This is a genomic window from Citromicrobium bathyomarinum (assembly GCF_038594605.1).
Taxonomy (GTDB): Bacteria; Pseudomonadota; Alphaproteobacteria; order Sphingomonadales; family Sphingomonadaceae; genus Alteriqipengyuania; species Alteriqipengyuania bathyomarina_B.
The window spans coordinates 453,801-476,346 of record NZ_JBCFZM010000001.1 but is presented as its reverse complement, the minus strand read 5'-3'; the positions used below and the strand labels follow the sequence as shown (position 1 = coordinate 476,346).

General features: G+C 65.6%; 20 protein-coding genes. 12 read left to right on the top strand and 8 right to left on the bottom strand.

Annotation, left to right across the window (positions count from 1 at the left end):
• Position 1 precedes the first annotated feature (1 nt).
• The 9 genes from trpE to lexA all read left to right on the top strand — a co-directional run bounded on the left by trpE (position 2) and on the right by lexA (position 8,557).
• Positions 2–1,519: an anthranilate synthase component I gene (trpE, locus tag AAG612_RS02295; protein ID WP_342506865.1), complete on the top strand. Its 1,518-nt coding sequence runs from the start codon at positions 2–4 to the stop codon at positions 1,517–1,519.
• Positions 1,516–2,382, top strand: coding sequence for a phosphodiester glycosidase family protein (locus tag AAG612_RS02290; protein ID WP_342506863.1), 867 nt, complete (start codon positions 1,516–1,518; stop codon positions 2,380–2,382). Before trpE ends, AAG612_RS02290 begins: the two co-directional genes overlap by 4 nt.
• Positions 2,382–3,338 (top strand): prolyl aminopeptidase, encoded by a 957-nt coding sequence (gene pip, locus AAG612_RS02285; protein WP_342506861.1) that lies wholly within the window; start codon positions 2,382–2,384, stop codon positions 3,336–3,338. The genes AAG612_RS02290 and pip overlap by 1 nt, the downstream gene beginning before the upstream one ends.
• A gap of 115 nt (positions 3,339–3,453) precedes the next feature.
• Entirely contained in the window at positions 3,454–4,071 is a 618-nt protein-coding gene (locus tag AAG612_RS02280; protein ID WP_342506859.1) for an anthranilate synthase component II, read from the top strand.
• Complete coding sequence (gene trpD / locus AAG612_RS02275; protein ID WP_342506856.1) at positions 4,068–5,060, top strand: anthranilate phosphoribosyltransferase; 993 nt, start codon at positions 4,068–4,070, stop codon at positions 5,058–5,060. The genes AAG612_RS02280 and trpD overlap by 4 nt, the downstream gene beginning before the upstream one ends.
• 121 nt (positions 5,061–5,181) lie before the next feature.
• On the top strand, positions 5,182–5,970 hold the full coding sequence (gene trpC / locus AAG612_RS02270) for an indole-3-glycerol phosphate synthase TrpC (protein WP_342506854.1): 789 nt from the start codon (positions 5,182–5,184) through the stop codon (positions 5,968–5,970).
• A gap of 160 nt (positions 5,971–6,130) precedes the next feature.
• Positions 6,131–6,613 (top strand): cyclic pyranopterin monophosphate synthase MoaC, encoded by a 483-nt coding sequence (gene moaC / locus AAG612_RS02265; RefSeq protein WP_342506852.1) that lies wholly within the window; start codon positions 6,131–6,133, stop codon positions 6,611–6,613.
• Entirely contained in the window at positions 6,610–7,794 is a 1,185-nt protein-coding gene (locus tag AAG612_RS02260; RefSeq protein WP_342506849.1) for a molybdopterin molybdotransferase MoeA, read from the top strand. Before moaC ends, AAG612_RS02260 begins: the two co-directional genes overlap by 4 nt.
• 76 nt (positions 7,795–7,870) lie before the next feature.
• Complete coding sequence (gene lexA / locus AAG612_RS02255) at positions 7,871–8,557, top strand: transcriptional repressor LexA (RefSeq protein WP_342506847.1); 687 nt, start codon at positions 7,871–7,873, stop codon at positions 8,555–8,557.
• On the opposite strand, the gene AAG612_RS02250 is transcribed toward lexA, so the two are convergent.
• Positions 8,551–10,845, bottom strand: coding sequence for a ComEC/Rec2 family competence protein (locus AAG612_RS02250; protein WP_342506845.1), 2,295 nt, complete (start codon positions 10,843–10,845; stop codon positions 8,551–8,553). The two genes, lexA and AAG612_RS02250, sit on opposite strands and share 7 nt — an antisense overlap.
• A gap of 29 nt (positions 10,846–10,874) precedes the next feature.
• Between AAG612_RS02250 and gltX the strand changes: the two genes are divergently transcribed.
• The gene (gltX, locus tag AAG612_RS02245; protein ID WP_342506843.1) at positions 10,875–12,320 is read left to right on the top strand and encodes a glutamate--tRNA ligase; all 1,446 of its coding nucleotides are present in this window, start codon (positions 10,875–10,877) and stop codon (positions 12,318–12,320) included.
• Between the two features lie 11 nt (positions 12,321–12,331).
• Positions 12,332–13,618, top strand: a complete 1,287-nt coding sequence (locus AAG612_RS02240; RefSeq protein ID WP_342506841.1) for a citrate synthase — start codon at positions 12,332–12,334, stop codon at positions 13,616–13,618.
• A 54-nt stretch (positions 13,619–13,672) separates the two neighbouring features.
• On the opposite strand, the gene AAG612_RS02235 is transcribed toward AAG612_RS02240, so the two are convergent.
• From AAG612_RS02235 to AAG612_RS02225, 3 genes are all read right to left on the bottom strand, one after another.
• Positions 13,673–15,055, bottom strand: coding sequence for a sensor histidine kinase (locus AAG612_RS02235; protein WP_342506839.1), 1,383 nt, complete (start codon positions 15,053–15,055; stop codon positions 13,673–13,675).
• 7 nt (positions 15,056–15,062) lie between these two features.
• Positions 15,063–16,037: a hypothetical protein gene (locus AAG612_RS02230; protein WP_342506837.1), complete on the bottom strand. Its 975-nt coding sequence runs from the start codon at positions 16,035–16,037 to the stop codon at positions 15,063–15,065.
• A 196-nt stretch (positions 16,038–16,233) separates the two neighbouring features.
• On the bottom strand, positions 16,234–16,545 hold the full coding sequence (locus AAG612_RS02225) for an Hpt domain-containing protein (RefSeq protein WP_342506834.1): 312 nt from the start codon (positions 16,543–16,545) through the stop codon (positions 16,234–16,236).
• A 71-nt stretch (positions 16,546–16,616) separates the two neighbouring features.
• On the opposite strand from AAG612_RS02225, the gene AAG612_RS02220 reads away from it, so the two are divergent.
• Positions 16,617–19,070: a coiled-coil domain-containing protein gene (locus AAG612_RS02220; RefSeq protein ID WP_342506832.1), complete on the top strand. Its 2,454-nt coding sequence runs from the start codon at positions 16,617–16,619 to the stop codon at positions 19,068–19,070.
• A gap of 22 nt (positions 19,071–19,092) precedes the next feature.
• Here the strand turns inward: AAG612_RS02220 and AAG612_RS02215 are convergent, their stop codons facing one another.
• From AAG612_RS02215 to AAG612_RS02200, 4 genes are read right to left on the bottom strand one after another with little or no spacing between them, the layout of a single operon-like run.
• Positions 19,093–19,371: a DUF1467 family protein gene (locus tag AAG612_RS02215; protein WP_342506829.1), complete on the bottom strand. Its 279-nt coding sequence runs from the start codon at positions 19,369–19,371 to the stop codon at positions 19,093–19,095.
• Positions 19,368–21,023: a ribonuclease J gene (locus tag AAG612_RS02210; protein ID WP_342506827.1), complete on the bottom strand. Its 1,656-nt coding sequence runs from the start codon at positions 21,021–21,023 to the stop codon at positions 19,368–19,370. Before AAG612_RS02210 ends, AAG612_RS02215 begins: the two co-directional genes overlap by 4 nt.
• Before the next feature lies 1 nt (position 21,024).
• Positions 21,025–21,807: a type III pantothenate kinase gene (locus tag AAG612_RS02205; protein WP_342506825.1), complete on the bottom strand. Its 783-nt coding sequence runs from the start codon at positions 21,805–21,807 to the stop codon at positions 21,025–21,027.
• Between the two features lie 20 nt (positions 21,808–21,827).
• Positions 21,828–22,541: a biotin--[acetyl-CoA-carboxylase] ligase gene (locus AAG612_RS02200; protein ID WP_342506823.1), complete on the bottom strand. Its 714-nt coding sequence runs from the start codon at positions 22,539–22,541 to the stop codon at positions 21,828–21,830.
• Positions 22,542–22,546 lie beyond the last annotated feature (5 nt).

Sequence of the window (22,546 nt, the reverse complement as noted above, 5' to 3'; positions counted from 1 at the left end):
CATGCTTCGCAATCGCGAGGCCGCGCGCGACAGGCTGGCGCAGGGGCGACCCGCGCTCGTCTGGCAGCGGCATGTCGCCGATACGCTGACGCCCGTCGGCGCGGCGCTGGCACTGATGGAGCGCGGGCGCGGCGACTTCCTGCTCGAATCGGTCGAAGGCGGCGAGATTCGCGGGCGCTACAGCCTGCTGGGTATCGACCCCGACCTGATGCTGCGCGGCGAAGGCGACGGCGCGGCGATCAACCGCAGCTGGCGGAGCGACCGCACGGCTTTCGAGCCGGTCGAGGGTGACGGGCTTGCCGCCCTGCGCGGCCTGCTCGCCGAAATCGAAATGCCGGTGCCCAAGGAATTGCCGCCCGCGCTGGCCTGCCTCGTCGGCTATTTCGGCTACGAGACGGTTGCACTGGTGGAACACCTGCCGCGCGCCGAGGCCGATCCGCTCGGCCTGCCGGACATGGTCTTTGCGCGCCCCGGACTGCTGCTGGTATTCGATGCGCTGACCGACGAGGTCTATCTGGTCGCGCCGGTCTGGCCCGGATCGGGCGATGCAGAGAGCACGCTGGATGCCGCCGAGGAGCGGATCGAGGATGCACTGCGGCGCCTCGCGCAGCCGGCCCCGGCGAGCGGGCAGAGCGCCAGCCCGTCTGCGATCGATCCCGAGAGCCTTGCACTGCAACCGACCGTCGCGCCCGAAGACTACGCCGCGCGGGTGGCGCGCGCGCAGGAATACATCGTGGCGGGCGACATCTTCCAGGTCGTGCTGGCGCAGCGCTTCACCACCCCTTTCCCGCATTCTGCGATGGCGCTCTATCGCGCGCTGCGGCGGGTCAACCCCTCGCCCTTTCTCTACCTGCTCGACCTGCCCGAGGCGGGCGTCGTCGGCTCGAGCCCGGAAATCCTCGTGCGCCTGCGCGGCGGCGAGGTCACCATCCGCCCGATCGCGGGCACGCGCCCGCGCGGCGCCACGCCCGAAGCCGATCGCGCGGCGGAGAGCGAGCTGCTGGCCGATCCCAAGGAACGCGCCGAGCACCTGATGCTGCTCGATCTCGGGCGCAACGATGTGGGGCGGGTCGCTTCGGCGGGCAGCGTCGCTGTGACAGACAGCTTCGCGGTCGAACGCTATAGCCACGTCATGCACATCGTCAGCAACGTCACCGGCCGCATCGCGCAAGGCAAGGATGCACTCGACGCGCTGTTCGCGGGCTTCCCCGCAGGCACCGTCAGCGGCGCGCCCAAACTGCGCGCGTGCGAGATCATTGCTGAGCTGGAAACCGAAAAGCGCGGCCCCTATGCAGGCGGCGTCGGCTATTTCGCGCCCGACGGCAGCTTCGATTCGTGCATCGTCTTGCGGACCGGACTGGTGAAGGACGGCACGCTCCATGTCACCGCCGGCGCAGGCATCGTGGCGGATAGCGATCCGGCGTCCGAACAGCGCGAGTGCGAGGCCAAGGCAAGCGCGCTCCTCGCCGCCGCACGCGAAGCCATCAGGCGCCACGACCAGGCGGGATTCGGGCAATGAAGCGCGTAACCATCCTCCTTGCCACCAGCCTGCTCTCGCTGGCCGCCTGCGATCAGCCACAGGCGGGCGATCCGGTGATCCGCACCGATATCAGCGGCGAAAAGGGCAAGGAAGTCGCGATGAAGGCCGACGAGGCACCACCGCCCTCGCCCAGCCCTACCCCGACGCCGAGCGAGACCGCGCAGCCCGAGGATTCGGCCTGTCAGCCGGTCCGGTTCGAAGATGTCGTGTTCACCCATTGCGTCGCCGATCCGGCGGAGCATCGCGTCCGCATGGTGCTCGGCTCGCCGACTTTCCGCAGCCTCGCCAAATTCTCCGCCTCGCGGCCGGACAATGCGCCGCGCGTCGCCTTCGCGATGAATGCGGGCATGTATGACGGCGAAGGCAAGCCGATCGGCTATTATGTCGAAGAGCGCGAGCGGTTGCAGGAGCTGAACCGCAACGATGGCTCGGGCAATTTCCACCTCAAGCCCAATGGCGTGTTCTACGGCACCGGGGGCACGTGGCGGATCAAGACGACCGAAGACTTCTATAGCACCGTCGGCGACCGACCCGATTTCGGCACCCAGAGCGGCCCGATGCTGGTGATCGACGGGGTGATTCATCCGAAGATTTCCGAGGATGGACCCTCTAAACGCATCCGCAACGGCGTGGGGGTGGATGCGGACGGCAAGGCGCATTTCGCGATTACCGCGCGCCCGGTGAGCTTCGGCCAGTTCGCGCGCTTCTTCCGCGATGTGGCGAAGACGCCCAACGCGCTCTATCTCGACGGCACGGTATCGAGCCTGTGGGACCCTGCGCGCGGGCGGATGGATACCCGCGCCGATCTCGGCCCGCTGGTGGTCGTCGAATTCAAGGATTGATGATGGAATACGAACGCACCCTCTATCCCGAAATCGAACCTTACGAGACCGGCATGCTCGATGTCGGTGAGGGGCATTCGCTTTATTACGAGCGGGTCGGGACAAAGGGCGCGAAGCCTGCGGTGTTCCTTCACGGCGGCCCGGGCGGCGGGATGAGCCCCGATCACCGCCGCCAGTGGAACCCGGAGAAATACGACGTCCTCCTGTTCGACCAGCGCGGCTGCGGCAAGTCGCTCCCGTTTGCGGAGATCGAGAACAACGACACCTGGCGGATCGTCGAGGATATCGAGCGGCTGCGCCAGATGTGCGGCCACGAGAAATGGCAGGTGTTCGGTGGCAGCTGGGGCGCGACGCTCTCGCTCGCCTACGCGCAGACCTACCCTGAACGCACCAGCGAGATCGTGCTGCGCGGCGTGTTCCTCGGCCGCCAGAAGGAGAAGGACTGGCTCTACTCCTATGGCGCGAGCGAGATCATGGCCGAACAGTGGGACAAGTTCACCGGCCTGATCCCCGAGGAAGAGCGTGGCGATCTGGTGAAGGCCTACCATGCCCGCCTGACCAGCGACGACGAGGAAACCCGCCTCGCCGCCGCGAAGGAATGGTCGCTGTGGGAAGGCAATGTCGCGACTTTGCTGCCCAACGAGGATCTGCTCGGCAGCTTCGCCGACCCATCCAAGGCCGTCCCCTTCGCCCGCATCTGCGCGCGTTTCTTCCTGGAAAACTTCTTCCTCGAAGAAGGCCAGCTGCTGCGCGACGTCGGCAAGATCAAGGACATCCCCGGCATTATCGTGCAGGGCCGCCACGACATCTGCACCCCGCCCGTCTCTGCGTGGGAACTGAAAAAAGCCTGGCCCGAAGCCGAGCTGTGGATCGTCCACGACGCGGGCCACTCTGCAGGCGAGCCGGGAATCATCGACGGGCTGGTGAGGGCTACGGACAAGCTTGCGGACGGCTGAACCCTCCCGCACGCTCGCCCTTCGACAAGCTCAGGACGAGCGGATAGGGAGACTTCCAAGCAAACCCGTTCGTGCTGAGCCTGTCGAAGCGCGGACATGGTACAGAGCCTTTTCAATGATCCTCGTCATCGACAATTACGACAGCTTCACCTTCAACCTGGTTCACTACCTGCAGGAACTGGGCGCGCAGGTGCGCGTCGAGCGCAACGACGCGCTGACCGCGCGCGAGGCGGTGGCGAGCGGCGCAAAGGGCATCCTGCTCTCGCCGGGCCCGCGCACGCCCAACGAGGCGGGGGTTACGCTGGATACCGTGGCCGCCTGCGCCGACGCGCAGCTCCCCCTGCTGGGCGTGTGCCTCGGCCATCAGGCGATCGGGCAGCATTTCGGCGGGCGCGTGGTTCAGGGCGGGCTGATGCACGGCAAGACCAGCGCGGTGACGCATGACGGCAGCGGCGTGTTCGCAGGCCTCCCCAGCCCCTTCGATGCCACGCGCTATCACTCGTTGGTGGTCGAGGACATTCCCGAGGCATTGCAAGTCAACGCGACCAGCGAGACGCCCAATAGACATGGGGGCCTCGACGGAACCAGCGTGATGGGCTTCCGCCACACCGAGCTGCCGATCCACGGCGTCCAGTTCCACCCGGAAAGCATCGCGACCCAGCACGGCCACGACCTGCTCGCCAATTTCTTGCGGCTCTGCGGCATCGAAGCACGCGAAAGGCAGGCGGCATGAAATCGCTCCCGCTCGCAGTCCCGCACATGAACGAGGCGGAGGCCGAGGAGGTCTTCGGCTGGATCCTCGACGGGGAGGCCAGTGATCAGGAGATCGCCCGCTTCCTGCTCGCGATGACCGAACGCAGCGAAACCGCCGACGAGATTGCTGGCGCGGCGCGGGCTCTGCGCGCCCGCTACATACCCGTGGAGGGTCCCGACAATGCGATCGACGTGTGCGGCACGGGCGGTGACGGGCACCATACGCTCAACGTCTCGACCGCCGTGGGTCTGGTGGTCGCCGCCTGCGGGGTGCCCGTGGCGCGGCACGGCAACCGGGCGATTTCCTCGCTCTCGGGCGTGGCGGACACGCTGGAGGTGCTGGGGCTCGACATGGAAGCCGCCGGGCGCACGGCGGAGAAGACGCTGAACGAGATCGGCATCTGCTTCCTGTTCGCGCCCAACCACCACCCGGCGATGCGTCGCATTCAGCCGATCCGGAAGGAGCTGGGCCGCCGCACGATCTTCAACCTGATGGGGCCGCTATCGAACCCCGTGGGCGTCAAGCGCCAGCTGATCGGCATCGCGCGCCCCGGCTACGTCCCGATCTATGGCGAGGCCGCCTCGCGCCTTGGCAGCGAGCGGACGCTGATCGTCTCGGGCGACGAAGGCCTCGACGAGCTGAGCCTCGCCGCCGGGAACGAGATGGCGGATGTCAGCGGCAACGAGTTCGTGATGCGCCGCGTCGATGCCGGCATGGCGGGGCTCGAACACGCTCCGGTCGAGGCGATCCGTGGCGGCGACCCGCAGCACAACGCCAAGGCATTGAGCGCGCTGTTGCAGGGCACGCCCGGCCCCTATCGCGACGCGGTGCTGTTCAACTCCGCCGCCGCGCTGATCGCGGCTGGCGAGACCGAAGACTGGAAAGACGGAGCTGCGCGCGCCGCCGAGGCGATCGACAGCGGCGCGGCGCAGCGGCTGCTTCAGCGCTGGATTGCGATGGCGAAGTGAGTTTCATAGAACTCCGCTCGTCCTGAGCCTGTCGAAGGACCGCCCTTCTTCTGCGCATCCGCCCAAACACAAGCACGACCCTTCGACAGGCTCAGGGTGAGCGGACATTGAGGTTAGACGGTTGAACAAACTCGAAGAAATCTGCGCCACCAAGCGCGAAGAGGTCGCCGAGCGCCAGGCGCAAACCGACGTCAGCGAACTAATCGCGCGTATCACCGCGCAGGCTCCACCGCGCGGGTTCGAGGCGGCGTTGCGTCAGACCCACGCAGATGGCCGCCGCGCGCTGATCGCAGAAATCAAGAAAGCTTCGCCCTCCAAAGGATTGATCCGAGAGGACTTCCAACCCGCCGAACACGCGAAGGCCTATGCCGGCGCTGGCGCAAGCTGCCTCTCGGTCCTCACCGACGCGCCCTATTTCCAGGGCCATGCCGACTATCTCGTCGCCGCGCGCGAAGCCTGCGCCCTCCCCGCGCTACGCAAGGATTTCATGGTCGACCCGTGGCAATGCGGCGAAGCGCGCGCGATGGGTGCGGATGCGATCCTGATCATCATCGCCGCGCTCACCGACCAGCAGGCGGCCGAGATCGAAGCTGCGGCGGACGAACTCGGCATGGACGTGCTGGTCGAAGTCCACGACGCTGCCGAGATGGAGCGCGCGCACAAGCTCAACTCCCGTCTCATCGGGGTCAATAACCGCGACCTGCGTAGCTTCGTGACCGATATCGCCAACACGGAAAGCCTGATCCCGCTCGCCCCGGAAGGCGCGTTTCTCCTGTCCGAAAGCGGTATTGCCAGCGCCGCGGAGTGCGCGCGGCTCGAGGCGGCAGGTGCGCATGGCTTCCTCGTCGGCGAAAGCCTGATGCGGCAGACCGACCTGGAGGCGGCCACGCGCGATTTGCTCACACGGTGAGATTGTCCTACAAGCATACTCCGTGGCATGATGGCCCCATGGCCCGAACTCCATCCCCTCACCGCACGCAAACCCTGCATTCCCGCGCATTGGGGGCAAGCCGCTTTTTTGCCCTTGGACACTGTGTCAGGTGTGTCAGGCCCTGCGCCGGAGCGGTCTTTTGAGCGGCCTCACCCATCTCGACGAAGCAGGCTCGGCGCGCATGGTCGATGTCGGTGCCAAGGCGCAGACCGCCCGCAGCGCGACCGCGACGGGGCGGATTACCATGAACGGCGCCGCGATTGCCGCGATCCGCGACGATGCGGTGCCCAAGGGCGATGTGCTCGCCGCAGCGCGCATCGCCGGGATCATGGCAGCCAAGCAGACCGCCTCGCTGATTCCGCTCTGCCACCCCCTCGGCCTCGACAGCGTGACCCTCGATTGCACGATCGAAACAGACGGCGTGCGGGTTTCCGCCACCGCTTCGCTGACCGGCAAGACGGGGGTCGAGATGGAGGCGATGGTCGCGGTCTCGGTCGCGCTGCTGACGATCTACGACATGGCCAAGGCGCTGGATAAGGGCATGGTGATCGGCGAGGTCCGGCTGGTTTCCAAGACCGGCGGCAAGTCGGGGGACTGGCGTGCGGAAGACCCCGGGGCATGACCCCGCCGCTTAACCTCGAAGACGCGCAGACGCGTCTGTTGGCCCTGCTGCAGCCGTTGGCCGTGCGCACCTACCCCGTCGACGGCTCGGCCCGGCTTTACGTGGCCGAGAAGGTCGTGGCGCGCCGCAGCCAGCCCCCGGTCGATCTGTCCGCGATGGATGGCTATGCGACCTGCGGCGGCGGGCCGTGGTTCCTCAAAGGGGAATCGCGCGCAGGCGCGCCTTATGACAAGCTGCTTGGTAAAGGCGATGCCGTGCGCATCTCCACCGGCGCACAGATGCCGCTCGGCGCAGACGCGGTCTTGCTCCAGGAAGACGCGCAGGTCGAAGGAACGGACCTCACCGCAAATGCTCCGCCGACCGCGCGATTCATCCGGCGGGCCGGCCTCGACTTCGCAAGCGGCGACATCCTGCTCGAACCCGGCACCCGGATGGGCGCGGCCCAGATCGCACTCGCCCGCGCAGGCGGTTGCGGATCGGTCGTCGCGCACGAACGCCCGCGCGTCGCCATCATCGAATGCGGTGACGAGCTTTGCGCGGACCCTCAGGATTGCCGCGACCCGCAAATCCCGGCGGTCAACGGAGCTATGCTGACCGAAATGGCCCGAGAGGCGGGCGGCGAGGTCACCGCGACAGCCCCGGTGCCCGACGATGCCGACGCGCTGGTTCGCGCGATCGAGAGCCAGGCAGAGGCTGCGCTGATCGTGATCTCCGGCGGCGCGTCGGTCGGCCCGCACGACCTCGTGAAACCGGCTCTGGAAGCGGCCGGATTTGCGCTCGATTTCTGGCGCGTTGCGATCAAGCCGGGCAAGCCGCTGCTCGTGGCGACGCGCGGCGATGCGGTGGTCCTCGGGCTTCCCGGCAATCCAGTATCGAGCTTCGTGACCGGTTTTTTGTTCATGATGCCCGCGATCCGGCGCATGGCGGGCGCGCGAGACTGCGTGCCACGTGCGGTGCCCCTGCGCCTCGCCGCGCCTGTGCCCGAAGGCGGGAAGCGCCGCGAATTCGTGCGCGCCGCATGGACCGGCGACGGGGTGATCGCGGCGGACGTTCAGGACAGTTCCGCCCTGCGCCCGCTGGCCCAAGCGCAAGTATTGATCGACCGTGCCGCGGGAGCCGATCCAGCCAAAACGGGTACATTTGTTCCATGCTACCTGTTGGAAAGTGGCGGATATGCTTGACTTGCCGAAATGAGTTTCCTAATTGTTCCGTATTCGTTCGCATGACAGGCGAACAGGTAAAGCGGAGAAATGCCCGATGTTGACGGCGAAGCAGCATGAACTGCTCCGGTTCATTCATGATCGTCTCGAAGGGACCGGCATCTCGCCGTCTTTCGAAGAGATGAAGGATGCGCTCGATCTCAAGAGCAAATCCGGTGTGCATCGCCTGATATCGGCGCTGGAAGAACGCGGCTTCATCCGCCGCCTGCCCAACCGCGCACGCGCGCTGGAAGTGCTCAAGATGCCCGACAGCGCGGTTGCCGGCTCGATGCCCAAGCCCGCGAACGATCTGGGCGCGCAGACGACGCGGGTTCCCGCGCAGATGCCCGAAGCCGCCAACGACGTGATCGACATTCCGCTCCATGGGCGGATTGCGGCAGGTGCCCCGATCGAAGCGTTCGAGGATCACCAGAGCCTGCCGGTCCCTGCCGCGCTGCTCGGCCCAGGCGAGCATTTCGCGCTGGAGGTTTCGGGCGACTCGATGATCGAGGCGGGCATTTTCGATGGCGACTACGCGCTGATCCGCCGCGCCGACACCGCGCGCGACGGCGATATCGTGGTCGCACTGGTCGAAAACGAGGAAGCGACGCTCAAGTACTTGTGGCGCGATGGCGGAAACGTTCGGCTCGATCCGGCCAATGCGAGCTACGAGCCGCAAGTGTACGAAAGCCGCGCAGTTCAGGTGCAGGGCAAACTGGCGGGGCTGCTGCGCCGCTATCACTGAGTGCGGTCGGTCTGATTGCGTGCAGGAGGGGGATCGTCCGGTTCGCGTGCGACACCTCCCTCCCCATGCCACCAGCCATGCGCGCCCTGCCCCTCCGCCACGGTCTGGATATCGCGGTCGGCAAGCCGGATCGCGAGGCCGCCGGTCTCTGACAGCATGCGCCGGTCGGCCTTGATCCAGCGCGGGGCACAGCTTCGCGGCAACCAGCGGTCGGCAACGACAATGTCGACCCGCGCACAGGCCGCCGCAAGGTCTCGCTCGGTCACGTAATCGCGCCCACGGGCGAGCAGCAGGTGGTATGTCTCGCTTTCCCGCGTGATGCTGGCAACGCAGAATTCGGGGCTGCACCGCGCTCCGGGCCACTGCGCAAGCGGCACCGGTTCGCTATCGAGCGCTCCGAGTTCGGCCAGCGTATCACTGGCATAGGAGGACTGGCTTTCACGCAAGGTCAGCAGTTCGCCAGCCTCCACAATCCCGACATCGCGCCCGTCGCGCGAGATAAGGATGTCAGGCCGCGGGGTGGTGATGGTCAGGACGGTGGCGATTGCGACGGGCACCAGCCCCGCGAACCGCGCTCGCCCGCTCCACAGCGCCAGCCACAGGCCACCGCCGACGAACAGAAGGAAGGCGAAACTGCCCATATGCGGCGCCAGCTTGACCGCCCCGGGCCGGCTCGCGGTGAAATGCGCGATCCCCAGCAGCAGGTCGAGCGACTTGCCGACGAGCCACCAGATCGGCGCGCCCAATCCTACGAGATCCGCCACCAGCGCGAGCGCGATCAAGGGCATGGAAACGAAGGTCACCAGCGGAATGCCGACCATATTGGCAAACGCGCCGTAAAACCCCGCCCGATGGAAGTGGAACAGGACGATCGGCATCAACGCGATCTCGATTACCAGCCCGGTTACCAGCAGCATCGCGCCGCCGCGCAGGGGCCGCATGAACCACGCTTCCTCTCGCGGCGCGAGGAAGGCGCGCGCGGGCGCGCTGTTATGCAGGGCGACGATCGCGAGCACTGCGGCGAAACTCATCTGGAAGCTCGGCCCCGCCACGCTTTCCGGCCACAACAGCAGCACGAACCCCGCCGCCACCGACAGCAGCCGGAAGGTCAGCGGCTCTCGCCCCAGCGCAAGCGCGATCAACACCAGCACAGCGGCGGCACAGCTGCGCACGGTGGGGACTTCGGCGCCGGTCAGCAAGGTGTACCCGACGCCCGCAAGCGCGCCGACCGCCGCCGCGACCACCGGCAGGCGCACACGCAGGGCGAGCCACGGCCACGGGGCGAGCAGCTTTAACGCCAGAAAATACGCCGCCGCGATCACCGCGCTCACATGCAGTCCGCTGATCGAGAGCAGGTGGGTCAGTCCCGCATCGCGCATCGCATCCTCGTCGCCTTCGGCGATCGCTCCGCGATCCCCGCTTGCAAAAGCCGCCGCGATGCTCCCCGCCGATCCGCCCAGCCGCGAGCGGACATGGGCCGACAGATCGCGCTGGACCTGCGCGATGCCGCCCCACCCGGGCGGCGGCGGTTTGATCACCTCGACCTCCCCGACCGCCGATCCGGTCGCCGCGAGTCCCTGGAACCACGCGGTTCGCGCAAAGTCGTATCCGCCCGGCACCAGCGGCGCGGCAGGAGGCATCAGCCGCGCGGTCATCCGGAGGACCGCGCCCCGCTGCATGACGGGTTGCGCCTGCTCGATCGGCACATTGATCCGCAGCTTGATCGCTTTCCCACCCGTGCCATCGACCGTCGCCTCGCGGGTGGCGACAATCAGCCTGATGCGCTCTCTGGCAGGTTGCTCCTCACGCTCGAGAACGGCGACGTCCATTGTCCGCATCTGCGGGTAGTCGATGGCGGGCGCGCCGACTGTCGCCGAGCGGGCCCAGATCAGCCCGATGCCGAAAGCCACCGCCAACCCAAGAACGAACAACGCCAGCCCGAGGTCGGGCACCCGCCCCGATCTCAGCAGCACGAGCCCCGTGCCCGCGCTAGCGCCCGCCGCAAGCGCCGCCCCCGCCCATGTCAACGGCGTCGGCAAGGCAAGCCAAAGCGCGATGCCTGCGATAACTGCGACCACGAGCCAGGGGCCCCGCTCCAACCCCGCTTGCGACAGACCTGCATCCACGCGTCGCACCGCGTGCTTCACCGGGCTGGACACACGGCGAACCACCTGCCAAAGCCGCTGCTGCGCTGCACCATCACCCGCGCCAGTCACGCCGTCGGATCGACCATTGTGGCCGGGCGTTACGTCATCGGACGGGCTGGGATACGTGGGCTGTGCAGCCATATTTTGAAATGGAAAGGAAGCGCGCTTAGATGGCAAGCGAAACCGGCACGATCATTACCCGCTTCGCTCCATCACCGACCGGATATCTGCATCTCGGCGGCGCGCGCACCGCCCTGTTCAACTGGCTCTATGCCCGCCACCATGGCGGCAAGGTGATGTTGCGGATCGAGGATACCGATCAGAAGCGCTCCACCCAGGACGCGATCGACAAGATCATCGACAGTCTCGACTGGCTCGGCCTCGATTTCGATGGGGACACCGTGTTCCAGTCGGAGCGCGCCGAACGTCACGCCGAAGTCGCGAACATTCTGCTCGCCAATGGCCATGCCTATCGCTGCTACGCAACGCCCGAAGAGCTGGAAGCGATGCGCGCCGAGCAGCGCGCCAACAAGCAACCGATGCGCTACGACGGCCGCTGGCGCGACCGTGAGCCCGGCGCAGAGCAAGAGGGTGCGCCCTTCACCGTCCGTCTGAAGGTTCCGAAGGACGGCGAGACAGCGATCGACGATGCCGTTCAGGGCCGCGTGACGGTGAAGAACGAGGAGGTCGACGACTACATCCTGCTGCGCGCCGACGGCACGCCGACCTACATGCTGGCGGTGGTGGTGGACGATCACGACATGGGCGTGACGCATGTGATCCGCGGGGACGACCACCTGAACAATGCCTTCCGCCAGCTGCCTATTTACCGCGCAATGGACGCGATCGAAGGTGGCTGGCCCGACCCTGTCTATGCCCATGTCCCGCTGATCCACGGCAGCGACGGGGCCAAGCTTTCCAAGCGCCATGGTGCCGTTGGGGTAGAGGCGTATCGCGACGAATTGGGCATCCTGCCCGAATCGCTGTTCAATTACCTGCTGCGGCTCGGCTGGGGCCACGGTGACCGGGAAGAGATCACGCAGGCCGAGGCGATCGAGCTGTTCGACCTCGATGGCGTGGGCCGCAGCCCGGCACGCTTCGACATCAAGAAGCTGCAGAATCTCAACGGGCATTACATCCGCGAGGCGGACGATACCCGACTGGCGCAGCTCGTCGCGCAGGAGCTGTCGGGCGAGGTAGATGGCGAGATCGACCGCGATCTGCTGGCGCGTGCCATGCCCGTGCTCAAGACCCGCGCGAAGGATCTGCACGAACTCGCCGACAATGCACGCTTCCTGTTCGTTTCGCGTCCGCTGACCATGACCGAGAAAGCGACCGCGCTGCTCGACGACGAAGCGCGTGCGCGGCTGGCCGAGGTGCACGGCGCTCTGACAGAGCAAAACGACTGGACAATCGAGGCCCTGGAAGCCACTACCAAATCGCTGGCCGAGCGGCTTGAACTTGGCCTCGGGAAGCTGGCCCAGCCCCTGCGGGCGGCCCTCACCGGGACCACGACAAGCCCCGGCATTTTCGATGTTCTCGCCCTCCTCGGAAAAGAGGAGTCGCTTGCGCGTATTGCAGCGCAGGCCGTTTCGGCGGACCCCACACAGGATTGAAGGAGACCCCCATGGCAGACACCACAGCAAAGCTGGATATCGGCGGCAACACGCAGGAATTCCCGGTTCTCGAAGGCACCTGCGGGCCCGAGGTCATGGACATCCGCAAGTTCTACGGAACGACCGGCAAGTTCACCTACGATCCCGGCTTCAAGTCGACGGCCAGCTGCGAAAGCGCGCTGACCTTCATCGATGGCGAAGAGGGCGTGCTGCTCCATCGCGGCTATCCCATCGGCCAACTGGCCGAGCAGTCGAGCTTCATGGAAGTCGCCTACCTGCTGCTCAACAGCGAGCTGCCTTCGCAGGACGAGCTGGACGATTTCACCTACACGATCACCCGGCATACGATGCTGCACGATCAGCTGCGCCAATTCTATCAGGGTTTCCGCCGCGATGCGCACCCGATGGCGATCATGTGTGGCGTGGTCGGCGCGCTGTCGGCATTCTACCATGACAGCACCGACATCGCCGATCCCGAACATCGCAAGATTTCGAGCCATCGCCTGATCGCCAAGATGCCGACGATCGCGGCGTGGGCGTACAAGTATTCGATCGGCCAGCCCTTCATGCAGCCGGACAATTCGCTCAGCTACACGGGCAATTTCCTGCGCATGACCTTCGGCGTGCCGGCAGAGGAATACGAAGTCGTTCCGGAAGTCGAAAAGGCGATGGACCGGATCTTCATCCTCCATGCCGACCACGAACAGAACGCATCGACCAGCACGGTACGCCTTGCCGGCTCATCGGGCGCGAACCCCTTCGCATGCACCGCTGCCGGGATTGCCTGCCTGTGGGGCCCGGCGCATGGCGGCGCGAACGAAGCGGCGCTCAACATGCTGCGCGAGATCGGTCGTCCGGAGAACATCCCGCACTATATCGAGCGTGCGAAGGACAAGGACGATCCGTTCCGCCTGATGGGCTTCGGCCACCGCGTCTACAAGAACTACGATCCGCGCGCGACCGTAATGCAGGAAACCGTACGCGAAGTTTTCAGCGCGCTCAAGGTCGACGATCCGGTCTTCGAAACCGCCCTGCGGCTGGAAGAAATGGCGCTCAACGATCCCTATTTCATCGAGAAGAAGCTGTTCCCCAACGTCGATTTCTACTCGGGGATTATCCTCTCGGCGATCGGTTTCCCGACGACGATGTTTACCGCGTTGTTCGCGCTCGCCCGCACCGTGGGTTGGGTCGCGCAGTGGAACGAAATGATCTCCGATCCCGCTCAGGTCATCGGCCGTCCGCGTCAGCTCTACACCGGGCCGACCGAACGCGACTACGTGCCAGTCGACAAGCGCTGATCGGTAGCACGCTTACACAAAAGGGCCGCGGCGCAAGCTGCGGCCCTTTTTGTGTCAGGTGCCGGCCGGAACCGTCAGAGTGAAAGTCGCGCCCTCGCCCGGTGTGCTTTCGATCGACAGATCGCCGCCCATCGCCTGCGCAAGACGCTTCGAGATATAGAGCCCCAAGCCCGAACCTCCGCCGCCGCTGCGGCCGAGACGTTCGAACTTGTCGAACACGATCTGCTGGGCCTGCGCGTCCAAACCAGGACCCTCGTCGGTCACCGAAACCCGCGCTTTTCCGCCTTCCTCGCTGAGAGAAACCTTGATGGTCGAGCCGTCGGGCGAATAGCGGATAGCGTTGCCCACCAGATTGAGCAGAACTTGCAGCGCGCGCCGGAATTCGGCGATGGCGGGCTGGCTTGCGCCCGAACCAGGCGCCGCGATGGTGATCCGCTTCTCCTGCGCCCGCACCGCGAGAATGCCTGCCGCGCGCTGCGCAACATCGGCGAGATCGATCCGATCGGGCGCCGCGCGAAAACCGTCGGATTCGACGACCTCGAGGTCGGTCAGGTCGTCGACCAGCGACAGCAGGTGCTGTCCGGCATTCACGATATCGCGCGCATAATCGCTGTATTCCTCGCCCAAAGGCCCGGCTAGCCGCGATCGGATCGTCTCGGCATTGGCGACGATGCGGGCGATCGGCTGGCGCAGGATCGGGGTCAGATCGCGGCCAATCGACGCGCCGTCCTCGGCCCTTCGGTTGGTCCGCTGCTCGCGCCGAACCCAGGCACGGTTGGCGATCAGGTAAAGCTCGAAACCCTGCGATCCGGGATGAGGGGCACCAAGAGGGATCAGCCGTGCTGTCCAGCTGCGCGGGCTGCCGTCGACGCTGACACGCGACTGATCGAGCAGCCGCCAATGCAGTGGCTGGGCATGGCTGTTGCCCTCGATGCTGACAAAGTCGGTCCACACCTGACCCAGATTCTCGCTCATCCGCTTGAGCAGCGGTTGGAGATCCTCCGCCTCGGTGTGAACGGTCAGCAGTTTCTGAGCGGGGTCGAGGCGCGCATGCAGTTCCGCCAGTGCATCATCGATCGCGTCGCGCCGTGCGGCGGCATCGTCGTCGCGTTCTACCGGCGGGGGGCTCGCCTGCCAGGTCACGATACCGATGGAGCAACCCGCGTTCGGATCGTCGTCTCCACCGCCGGCCGGGACGATCTCCATCCACGCCTTGATCCGGTCCGCCCCATCAAACGCATGGATCGTGCGCCCGAGCCGCAGATTTGTGCGACGGGCATTACGAACCTGCTCACGCAATTCGGGAATCGCGATAGTCCCGGGTATCTCGCCCCCGCAGCGGCGCTGAAGGGTAGAAAGCGGCTCGTCGGCGGCGACCAGGCGATCCTTCGCATCGGTCCGCGCGCGCGCGATATAAGTCTGTCCGTCGTGTTCCATGGGGCTCTTATTCGGCTTGCCCGTAGGGCGAGGATTCCAGCAATGCGCGGGCATCGGCCGTGCTCAGGTGCGCGAGGCTGGCGGGCATGGTCGCATCGGGGTGCAGGCAGCGCAGCTGCGCGCGGGCCTCGGCGGCGTTCAACCCGGCGGCCCGGAGCGAGAGAGCAAAGCGCACCAGCTGTCGATCATTGGTGGAGACGACGGCAATGTCGCGGTCCTGCCCCGCCCGGTGCGCAAGCGCGGTGAGGAACAGCGCGGCACCCGCATGGGTCAGCGAGAGAGCGGCATCGGCCCGCGCCCCCAAACCTCTCATCGTGCGGTCCAGCAGCGAAAGGCGCGCCTCGTTATCTGCCCGCATCTGGCGGATGCGCGCTTCGACCGTAGTAGCAAGATCCTCGCTCACGTCTTCGCGCTGGCGCCGCCAGGTCGAGATGAAATTCACGAACTGGTCTTCGGGCAGCTCGGCCAGCGGCATTTCCATCCGCTTTTGTTGCTCGATGAAGCGGGCCTGCGCCGCGAGCGTGCCCATCGCCGCATCGGCCAGCTCCGCATCGTCGGAAGCGATCAGCGATTGGAGCAGCGGCGAGAGCACCGGATCGATCCCGTCGCGCCCGCGCAGACGGTCCGCCAACTGCCATTCTATGGCAAGCGCATGGCAATGGCCGAGAAAAGCAGCATGGCGCGCCAGCTCCTCGCCCAGTGCATCCGCCCGCGCCTCGGCATAGGCGAAGACATCGTTTGCGCCGATTTCCTCTGCCTCGACCCGCAGCAGCCGGAAGGACGCGCTGCGAAGCATGCCCCGAACCCGCGCCACGATCGAGTCGCTGAACAGCGATCGGTCCTGCGTATTAAGGAAATGCGTGAGCACCGGCGTCAATGTCGACAGCGCCATGTCCCCGCGCGCCAGTTCGGCGCGCAGGCCAGCATCCACCGCCTGATCGGTGTGGATCGTACCCGGCATGTTTTCCGGCACGCTGGTCATCTGTCCGTCCGTCACCGCCCTTGCTTAGCCCGCGATCGTTAAGGGCGCATTATCCCTGCCCGATAGCCATAGTGCTTTAGCACAGGCTCGGTCGGCTTGCATTGCCGCACACCGACCGGACGAGCCCGTATCTACATTTTTGCGATTTAGGGTGCGTCACGTGCGATCCAATACACGGATCGCGCGAAAATCACGCTCAGCGGGTGTCGATATCGTCGAATTCGGCGAGGAAAGCTTCGAGCCCGCGCAGCGCCACAGGATCGCCCGGTGCAGCGTCGATCGCGTTCTGCGCGAGGACCAGCAGTTCTTCGGCATGGAAGCTCGCGGCAAGCCCCTTGATCCGTTGTGCCGCAATCACCCAGTTGCCATCGCATCGCGCTCGGCGCAAAAGATCGATTTGCTGGGCAAGGCTTTCGCGAAATGCGCCGCGCAGCTCGTTGAGCAGCGCGGGGTCGTCTCCCGCAGCAGCGGCGAGCGTGGCAGTAAAGGCAGCATTTTCGAGAGCCATGGTGCCGTAACTAGAAGCCGAAGAGTTAAGGCGGGGTTTAACCGTATGGGAAAGATGCTAGGTCGCCGGATATGAGCGGGGGATCATCGATCAGAGCCGTGGATGAAAACGGCGCGATCGCCGAGAGCGAGGAAACGCCGCGCGTAGAGGATGCGCACGTCACCATGCACGACGCGGAACGGCTCGAAGACGAAGACACCGATGCGCCCGACCATATGCCGTTCTTCGCCAGCCCGGTCGCGACTGCAATCGCCGCATTGGCTCTGATCGGCTGGACCGCGCTGTTTGCGATGGCGCGCGGGCCCGCCAGTTTCGCCGCACTCGATCTGGCGGGTTGGAGCGCAGCGATCGGCGAATGGTCGGTGCCAGCGCTGCTCATTGCGTTCGTGTGGTTCGCCGCGAGCCAGCGGCTCGGGCGGCAAAGCGCGCGCTTTCGCCATACCGCAAGAGCAGCGGCAACCGACATTGCCGAGCTGGAAACGCGGCTCACCACAATCAATCGCGAGCTGAGCCTCGCCCGCGAGTTCCTCACCCGGCAGACGCGCGAGCTGGAATCGCATGGCCGAGTCGCCGCCTCGCGCCTTTCGCAGAATGCCGACCGGATCGAGGCGCTGGTTGCCGAGAATGGCGAAGAGGTCGAGCGGATCGCGCGAATTTCCGAAACCGCGCTCGCCAACATGGCCCGGCTCCGCGACGATTTGCCGGTGATCGCCAATGCCTCACGCGATGCTACCAATGCGGTTGGGGCGGCTGGCGACCAGGCGCAGGGTGCGCTCGACGGGTTGGGCGTGGGCCTCGCAAAGCTCAACGAGTATGGCGAAGCGAGCCAGCGCCATGTCGAGCATTTCCGCACCCAGGTGGATCGCACGCTGACCACCCTTGGCGATCGCGTTTCCGAACTCGAGGCCATGGCCGACGCGCGCTTCACCGCGTTGCGCGAACAGAGCGAGAGCTTCCGCGCCGACCTCGACGGACGCGAGGTGGAAGCGCTGGCTGCCGCGCAGGCTCGGATCGACAAGCTTCGCGAGCGGCTGACGGATGCCATCGGCGAGGTGCAGCAGATCGACGAGGCCGCGATGGGCTCGGCTCAGTCGCGGCTCGCATCGCTGCGCGATGAGGCCGAGCGGATCGACGAATCCATGAAGGCACGCGACCGCGAGTTCGTCGGCTGGATCGATGCGCGCCGCGCGAACCTCGAAGAAGTCGAGAAGACCGCGCTCGAAGCACTCGAAGGCCGAATTCAGGCGATCGACGATGCGATGGCCGAACGCCGTGAATGCCACGAGACCATCTCGCGCGAAATCGCCGAACACAGCGCCACGGCTGCCGATCAGCTGGCTGCCGCTAGTACACGAATTGCAGAAATCGCGGCAGATGCCTCGTCCGCGCGCGAGACCCTGCTCGATGCAACCGACGGTCTGGAGAAGAGGCTCACGGCCGGCAGCACCGACCTCTCGGCACTAAAAACCGGGCTGGACGATGCGACCGAGGCGGGGGTTCGCCTGCTTGAATTGATTCAGGCAGGCGCAAAGCACAGCCGCGAGGTGCTGCCCGATGCGATGGAGGCAGCCGAAGCGCGGCTTGCCGCCCTGACCGAGAACGGCGAGAAGCTGCGCCGGACGATCGACGAGGGTGCGGAAAAGAGCGAGCGCCTGTCCTCCTACGTGATCGAGACGCGCGAGAAGGGCGAGGAGATATTCGGTGTTGCCGACCGCATCGATGATCGCCTCGCATCGACACGCGACAAGATGACCGAAGATATCGCATCGCTGCGCACCGCCCTCGCCCTCCTCGACGAAGAAGCTGGCGTGGTAGCAGAAACCACGGCGACCCGCGTTTCCGAAGCGGTCGAACAACTGGAGGGCGCGGCCGATAAGGCACGCCGCGCACTGGAGCGCTACGGTTCGGACGAGGGCCGCGATCTGGGGGTGCAGATCGGCGAGAATGCGGCCGACGGCCTCAACTCCTCGATGCGCAAACAGGCCGACGAGGCGCTTGCCGAATTGCGCGAGGCGACGTCACGCTCCGCCGATGCGGCGCGCGATGCCGCACGCCAGCTTCGCGACCAGCTCGCGCTGGTGAACGAATTGGCGGGTAATCTCGAAACGCGGGTGTCGGTGGCACGCGAACGGGCGGAAGAGCAGGTCGATAACGACTTCGCGCGGCGCGTGGCACTCATTACCGAGAGCCTCAATTCGAATGCGATCGACATTGCCAAATCGCTTTCTAGCGAGGTCACCGATACAGCGTGGGCAAGCTATCTGCGCGGGGACCGGGGCGTCTTCACCCGCCGCGCGGTGCGCTTGCTCGACAATCGTCAGGCACGCGAAATCGCCGAGCTGTACGATGAAGACGAGGACTTCCGCGACAACGTGAACCGTTACATCCACGATTTCGAGGCGATGCTGCGCACCCTGCTGTCCACGCGCGACGGCAACGCACTGGCAGTAACGCTGCTCGGCTCGGAGGTCGGCAAGCTTTACGTGGCGGTGGCCCAGGCGCTGGAGCGGCTGCGGACGAGCTGAGCGACGACCCGCCCCGCGGAGTCTAACCGCGCTCGCCCGGCGGCAGCATGAAGTCGAAAATATCGCGGGTGACCCACCCGTTCTCCCAATTGAGTACCCAGATCAGGGTCAGCACCGCTGCAATCGCCGAGGCACGCAGGGCAAGCCTGCCGGGCCGGAAGTTTGCGGGTGCGCTCTCGGCCTGTCCCGGGACCAGTTCCTCCCCCAACTCCTCATGCGTCCGCACGCCGAAGGGCAGCATCACGAAGGCGACGAAAATCCATACGAGGAAATAGATCGCAAGGATGGACCACGGGCTCATCCTTGCGTTTCCGGCATGACGACCTGAACCTGAGGCTTCTTGCCCGACCATCGGTTTGCAGCGCGGCGGGCGGCCAGACGTGCGGCCTCCTGCCGGGCAGCAGGGTCTTTCGCATCGCGCCCACGCAGGCGCCGCAACGCCTCCTGAACGTCGCGGGTCGCCTCGGCGACGAAATCGGGGAAGTCCTCGTCCAGCGGCATGCCGAGCGCGCGGATCGTCACATCTTCCTGCTCGGTCACCACCACGATCAATACGCCGTCACGCGCGAGCCGGCGACGCTCCGTAATCGCGCCGCCATCGGCAGGCACGATAATGTCGCCATCAAGCACGAGGCGCCCGGTCGGCACTTTGGCAATCTTGCCCGGCTCACCCGGCGCGAGGCTGACGATATCGCCGTTCTTCTGGAAGATCGCGTGCGGGATCCCCTCCGCCAGGCCGAGCCGTGCCTGCTCCTGCATATGCCGCACCTCGCCATGGACGGGGACGAGCACCTCGGGCTTCAGCCATTCGTAAAGCGCCTGCAGTTCGGGGCGACCAGGGTGACCGGAGACATGGATCATGCTCTGCCGGTCGGTCACCATCGCGATGCCGCGTTCGGCCAGCTGGTTCATCACCTTGCCGATCGAAATCTCGTTACCCGGAATCTGGCGGCTGGAGAACAGCACGACATCGCCGCGCGACAGTTCCAGCGGATGGTTGTTGTCCGCCATCCGGCTGAGCGCTGCGCGCGGCTCGCCCTGTCCGCCGGTCGCAAGAATCAGGACCTTGCTTCGCGGCAGCTTCATCGCCGTATCCCAGTCGACCCGGTCGGGGAAATCGGTGAGATAGCCGTTGGCCTGGCTGACCTCGATGATGCGATCGAGCGAGCGGCCCGCGATCACGACCTCGCGGCCCGTCTCCCTCGCGATCTCGCCCAGGGTATGCAGCCGCGCGACGTTGGAGGCGAAGGTGGTGACGACGATCCGGCGGTCGGGCCAGTTCTGCACCTCTTCCAGCAGCCCTTTGAAGACCGCGCCTTCCGAACCGCTCGGTTCAGGATTGAAGACGTTGGTGCTATCGCAGACCAGCGCCAGCACGCCGTCCTCGCCAATCTCGCGCAGCTCTTCCTCGGTGGTAGGCTCGCCGATGATCGGGTCTTCGTCGAGCTTCCAGTCCCCGGTGTGGAAGACCTTGCCGTAGGGCGTGTCGATCAGGAGCGCATTGCCCTCGGCGATCGAATGCGCGAGCGGCAGGTAGCGGATGCCGAAGGGGCCGATCTGCATGTCGGCGTCGCCTTCCCGCACGATGTGCAAGGGCACCTCGTCCTGCAATCCTGCTTCCTGCAGCTTGCGCCGGACGAGATCGGCAGTGAACGGCGTGGCGTACAGCGGCACGCCAAGATCCGCCGCGAAATAGGGGACTGCGCCGATATGATCCTCATGCGCATGGGTCAGCACGATGCCGAGCAGGTCTTTCACCCGGTCCTCGATAAATTCGAGATCGGCGAAGACCAGTTCGATACCCGGATATTCGTTGGCGCCGAAAGTCATACCCAGATCGACCATCAGCCACTTACCGTCGCAGCCGTAGAGATTGACGTTCATCCCGATTTCGCCCGACCCGCCGAGCGCCAGAAACAGGAGTTCGTTCTCCGGCTTGAAGTTCTTTTTCATTCTATTCCTTGTTGATCGACCGCTGGGCGAGCAGTTGCAGGCCGCGTATCGTCAAATCCGTATCTACCACATCAAATATGTCGGTATGGTCGTCGAACAAGACCGAAAGACCGCCGGTGGCCACAACCTTGGTCGGTCTGCCGATCTCCGCCTTCATGCGCGCGATCAGGCCTTCCATCATCGCGACATAGCCCCAGAAGACGCCGATCAGCATCTGATCCTCGGTATTACGGCCGATCACGCTGCCGGTTTCGGGCGCGTGGATCGCGATCCGCGGGAGCTTGGCGGTCTTGCCGACCAGCGCGTCGAGCGACAGGTTGATGCCGGGCGCGATGATTCCTCCCTTGTAGGCACCATTGTAATCGACCGCCTCGAATTTCGTCGCGGTGCCGAAGTCGACCACGATCATGTCGCCGCCGACCAGCGCATGCGCCGCAATGCAGTTCAGCGCCCGGTCTGCGCCCAGCGTGTTCGGCAGATCGACGTCGATCTCGAAATTCCAGGCCGCCGCGCCCTGCCCAGCGACGATCGGGGTGATCCCGAAATACTTCTCGCACAGCACGGTCAGGTTATGGTCTGCACGCGGCACGACCGAACCGAAGATGATGTGTGTGATATCCTCGCGGGCCACGCCCTCTATGCCCAGCAGCTGGAACAGCCACACGGCGTATTCGTCGCCCGTGCGCCGTCCGTCGGTCGAGATGCGCCAGCGCGCGCGCAAGTCGTCACCGTCGAACAGCGCGAAGACAAGGTTGGTGTTTCCGACATCGATCGCGAGAAGCATCAGCTATCCTTCCGCCCGCATCAAGGGGCCAGCATCACATCGCCTGCGTGAATGACACGGGTGGTGCCGTCGGCCAAGCGAAGCCGCATCGACCCGTCGGGCTGAAGCCCGTCGAAATGCCCGCTCACTCTGCCGCCATTGGGTTCGTGCACGCTGAGCGGCGTTCCCTTTGCCATGCTTGCCGCGTTCCAGGTACGGATCAGCGGCTCGAGTCCGTAGGTCCGCCAGCGATCAAGTTCGCCCGCGAAATGCGCGGCGAGACTTTCGACAAAAGCGTCACGATTGGGCGCCGGCCCGAATTGCGTCAGCGCAGCGCTCTTCCGGTCGGGTAGCTCGGGCGCCGATACCAGATTGACGCCAATGCCGATGACCACCGCATCACGCTCCGCCTCCAACAGGATGCCTGAAAGCTTCGCATCCCCGATCAGCAAGTCGTTGGGCCACTTGAGCACCAGGCCATGCAGCGTGGGAAGCAGCGTCTGGAGCGTATCGAAGAGCGCGACCGCGGTAAGCAATGACAGCGTATACGCCGGCGGTTGGCCGGGCTGGTTGCGAACGATGGTCGAACCCATGAAGTTGCCGTGGCCATCATGCCAACCCCGGCCCTGACGGCCCCGCCCCGAAATCTGGCGATCGGCGACCAGCCAATCACCTTCGCGCAAGGGATCGCCTTCGCGCAGCGCATCGAGAAGGTCGGCGTTGGTCGAGCCGGTCTCTGGGACGGTGCGGATCAAGGCGT